This window comes from Streptomyces sp. NRRL S-495, from assembly GCF_000966955.1.
In the GTDB taxonomy this organism is placed as follows: domain Bacteria; phylum Actinomycetota; class Actinomycetes; order Streptomycetales; family Streptomycetaceae; genus Kitasatospora; species Kitasatospora purpeofusca.
In genome coordinates this window covers 1-3,909 of the sequence record NZ_JZWY01001010.1, presented here as the reverse complement: position 1 = coordinate 3,909, position 3,909 = coordinate 1, and the positions used below count along the sequence as shown (strand labels likewise).

The window sequence follows — 3,909 nt, the reverse complement described above, 5'->3', positions numbered from 1 at the left end:
CCGCCGGCCGCCGGCCGCCGGCCGTTGCCGTCGGTGTGGGCGGGGCGGAGGTCCGTCGACGCCTGCGCCGTCGTTGTCGACCTCGGTATCGCCGTGGTTCCCGGTGCTCCGACGCTGCGGCGTGTCGTCGGGCAGTCCGGGCAGCATCGTGAGTGTCAGGGTGGCGGCTGTGGTGGTTGTGGTGGGTGGCGGTCACGTCGGTGTGTGCGGCGTTCGCGGGTGTCGGTCGACGTGTCGGCCTGGGCCGTCTGGTGGAAGTGACTGTGTGCTGGTGTTGATGCGGTGGACCGTTGCGTTCGGCGGGCCTGCTGTCGTCGTTCCGGGTGCGGTGGCCGGTCCGGGCGGCCGTCAAGTGGCCGGGACCGGGTCGCGCCAGATGTCCATCGGAACGGCGCGGACGGCGCGTCCGTCGGTGTCGAGGATCCGGCCCATCCGTTTCACGGTGCGCAGCGACACCCGTCGTTCGGCCACTCGCAGGTCGGGGAACCTGCGGGTGAGCGCGGTCTCCAGGCGCTGGACGTCGGCGAGGGAGCGTTGCCAGACGGAGAGGAGGAGGTTGTGCGTGCCGGTGACGGACACGCACAGCCGGGTCTCGGGGAGTCCGGCGAGTTGGGGGCCGACGGTGTCGAGCCGGTCCGGGGGGAGGTCGGCCCGGAAGGTCGCCAGGACGGGTCGGCCGGCATCGCGGGCGGCGATCTCGCAGCGGAAGCGGATCGCGTCGGAGGCGGCCAGCCGGTCGAGGCGGCGGCGCAGCGTGGACGGGCTCAGCCCGGTGGCGGCGGCCAGCCCGGCCTGGTCGAGGCGGCCGTCGACGCCCAGTCTGATGAGCAGTTCCCGGTCCTCTTCACGGACTTCGGCCCGCACTGCGGACGGCTTCCCGTTGCCCGCCGGCTTGTCGTCGTGCAGTTCCCCGCGCTGAGCCGGGTCCAGCGAGTCCAGTCGCCAGCGGATCCCCTCGGCGTAGAAGCCGGTCGCGAGGTGGACGCGGACGGCGTCGACCCCGGGGAGGCGGCCGAGGCGTTCGGTGGTGTAGCGGGAGAGTGCCGCCAGGTCGGTGAAGGCCGCGGTGACGGCGAGGTCGCAGCCCTGGGAGAAGTGCTCGATGCTCATCACGTGCGCGTCCTCGGCCAGTTCGTCGGCGATCCGTGCGGTCCGGTCGGGGGCGCAGTCGAGGTCGAGGTGGGCGACGCAGCCGCGGTCCTCGGGGTGCGGCAGGCCGTAGGCGGTCACCCAGGCGATCCCGGCCTCCGAGAGCCGCCGCCAGCGGCGGGCCGCGGTGACCGGGCTGATCCCGAGGGTCTGGCCGAGCAGCGACCAGGGCGCCCGGGGCCGCAGCTGCAGCGCGTTCACCAGGGCGAGGTCGAGCTCGTCGACCGTCACCTCCGTGCCGGTCACCGTCGGCTTCCGGTCGATTCGTTCATGGGAGGGCCTTCTCGTGGTGTGATCCTGCGAAATCGCGGGAGACTCCCGCCGCGAGGCCCAGAATCACGGAACGAGTCCGCTCCGCACAACTTCCCGCCGCACGCGGGTCCGATGGAGGTACCTGTGTCCCTGCACGACGACGCCCTCGCACTGGCTCCGGATCTGGTCCGGCTGCGCCAGGACCTGCACCGCTTCCCCGAGTTGGGCCTCGACCTCCCGCGCACCCAGGAGCGGGTGCTGCAGGCCCTGGACGGCCTGCCGCTGGAGGTGGGCCTGGGCACCGGCCTGAGTTCGGTCACCGCGGTACTGCGTGGCGGCCGGCCGGGACCGGCCGTGCTGCTGCGCGGTGACATGGACGGCCTGCCGGTCGTGGAGAAGGCCCCGGTGCCGTTCGCCGCCGAGAACGGCGCGATGCACGCCTGCGGACACGATCTGCACACCGCCATGCTCGCGGGCGCCGCGCAGCTGCTGGCCGCACGGCGGGAGGAACTCCACGGCGACGTGGTCTTCATGTTCCAGCCCGGCGAGGAGGGCTGGGACGGCGCCGGCGCCATGCTCGCCGAGGGCGTGCTGGACGCGGCGGGCCGGCGCCCGGTCGCCGTGTACGCCCTGCACGTGTCGTCGACCATGCCGCACAAGGAGTTCAGCTCCCGGCGCGGGCCGATCCTCGCCGCGTCCGCCGCACTGCACGTCACCCTCCACGGTGCCGGCGGCCACGGCGCGGTGCCGCACCGGGCCAAGGACCCCGTACCGGCGGCCTGCGAGATCGTCACCGCCCTGCAGACCATGGTGACCCGTCGCTTCGACGTGTTCGACCCGGTGGTGATCACCGTCGGGCTCCTGCAGGCCGGCACCCGGCGCAACATCATCCCCGACACCGCCCGCTTCGAGGCGACGGTGCGCACCTTCTCCGCCGAGGCACAGGCCCGGGTCGCCGACGCCTCGGTGGAGCTGGTCAGGGCCATCGCCGCGGCCCACGGCCTGCGGGCGGAGATCGAGTACCTGCCCGAGTACCCGGTGACCGTGACCGACGGGTCCGAGACCGACTTCCTGGCGGACACCGTCCGGGACGTCTTCGGCGAGGAGCGCTTCCGGACACTGGCGAACCCGATCCCCGGCTCGGAGGACTTCTCCCGGGTGCTCGAGGCGGTCCCGGGCTCCTTCGCCTGGCTCGGCGCCGCCCCGAAGGGCAGCGACCCCGACAGCCTGCCGTCCAACCACTCGCCCCACGCCGAGTTCGACGACGCCGTGCTCCCCGACGGGGCCGCGCTCTACGCCGAACTCGCCGCCCGCCGCCTCGCGGCCTGAACCCGTACCCCGAAGAAGGAACGACCGAGCACATGACCGAACCGCGCGAGGTGGTCGAGCGGCAGCTCGCCGCCTACAACAGCCACGACATCGACGCCTTCGTCGCCACCTACGCCGAGGACGTCACGGTCCACCGGGCCGACGGCAGCCTCCTGCAGGGCAGGCAGGCCCTGCGGGACAGGTACGCCGGCCAGTTCGCCGAGGGCCGCTGCCGGGCGGAGATCGTGGGGCGGCTCACCGAGGGCGACCGGGTGGTCGACCACGAGATCGCCCACGGCCTGGCCGACGAGCCGGTCCGCGTCCTGGTGGCCTACCGGGTGCGCGAGGGCCTCATCGACCGCGTCGACTTCCTCGGCTGAACAGCCCGGCCCCCTACCGGCAGGCGAGGGGACCGAAGCACGTCCCGGGCAGCACAACGGCCGGTCGGCCCGACGTCATGCCGGGCCGACCGGCCCCACGCGGTCGAGCGCCGGAATCCGCTGCTGGCCATCGGCTTCCTCCTCTGTGGGCTCCTGCCGCAGGGCCGAGGCCTGAACGGCCGCTGACCGGTGCATCCCGTCGGTCCGGCGGGAATCCGTCGGGTCGGTCCGCCGAGGCGTCGGGCGGGTGTTCCCGGTCGGGCCCGCGTCCACGAGGCAGGCCCGACCGGCACCGACCTGCCGGCCTCGCCGGTGTCCGGGATTCGCCGCGGCGTCCCGGGAGTCCCGGCACCGCCCGCTGTACCCGATGTGCCCGCTCGACGCGGTGCTCGGCGTGCTGCACGAGCCGGCCCGCCGTCAGCCTCGCTCTTCTGTCCTCCTGGTTCGACCAGGTGCCAGTGCGAAATGCGACACGACGACGTGCTCCTCACGGCCGGGGCCCGACCTCCACCGGTTCCTTGTGCGGGCGAGGCACGCGAGGATGCCGCTGCCGCTCCACGAACTGCGCCGGCGCCGCCGGGCTCTGGGCGAACTGGTCGGTGCGCGACCCCTTCGGCGCGGCGTCTGCGGCGGCCCGCGCGGCCACCACCTCCTGGTCCTCCGCCGGCCGGGGCCGGCCGGCCCTGTGCCCCTCTCTGCCCGGGGGCCGGGCTGCTGCGCGGTCGTGGGCCGGTACCGGTCGTCCCGGAGGCGCTTGCGATCGCCGGGCGGGCGCTGACAGGCACGGGCGTACCCGGATCAGGTGGAGGCGCCGGAACGG

The 3,909-nt window shown here is 74.1% G+C and carries 3 protein-coding genes; 2 read left to right on the top strand and 1 reads right to left on the bottom strand.

The window, feature by feature from the left end; genetic code table 11:
- Positions 1–348 precede the first annotated feature (348 nt).
- Complete coding sequence (locus tag VR45_RS37960) at positions 349–1,395, bottom strand: Lrp/AsnC family transcriptional regulator (RefSeq protein ID WP_052709690.1); 1,047 nt, start codon at positions 1,393–1,395, stop codon at positions 349–351.
- A gap of 150 nt (positions 1,396–1,545) precedes the next feature.
- Between VR45_RS37960 and VR45_RS37955 the strand changes: the two genes are divergently transcribed.
- Positions 1,546–2,730 (top strand): M20 family metallopeptidase, encoded by a 1,185-nt coding sequence (locus VR45_RS37955; RefSeq protein ID WP_045944506.1) that lies wholly within the window; start codon positions 1,546–1,548, stop codon positions 2,728–2,730.
- 32 nt (positions 2,731–2,762) lie between these two features.
- A complete protein-coding gene (locus VR45_RS37950) occupies positions 2,763–3,089 on the top strand; it encodes a nuclear transport factor 2 family protein (protein ID WP_045944505.1) in 327 nt (108 codons plus the stop codon).
- The last annotated feature ends 820 nt before the right edge of the window (positions 3,090–3,909 follow it).